The 239-nt window shown below is 56.9% G+C and carries 1 protein-coding gene; it reads right to left on the minus strand.

Going from position 1 to position 239, the window contains the following annotated elements; translation table 11 throughout:
- A partial coding sequence (locus SB658_RS27245) for an acyltransferase family protein (RefSeq protein WP_410603664.1) occupies nucleotides 1-222 on the minus strand: 222 nt, incomplete at its 3' end.
- Nucleotides 223-239 lie beyond the last annotated feature (17 nt).

Below are 239 nucleotides of genomic sequence, written 5' to 3' on the forward strand. Positions count from 1 at the left end.
ACGTCTCCAAGTCGTCGCCGTTGGCCTTGTGAGAACGTTCGCTGAAACGAGGCCCGATATAAAGAAGAATGTGGGCATGCGAAACGTCTCGAGCATGAGCACGAGCGACGGCCATGGGCCAGCGACGTTAGTGTCGCGAAGGTGCAACGCGGAGTGGAAAAGGACCACCGCAACAATTGCTAAGCCACGCGCGCTGTCGATCCAAGTTACTCGATTAGCCACGCTGGGGGAGTCTACAT

Source organism: Bacillus sp. SIMBA_008, assembly GCF_046535495.1.
In the GTDB taxonomy this organism is placed as follows: Bacteria; Bacillota; Bacilli; order Bacillales; family Bacillaceae; genus Bacillus; species Bacillus subtilis.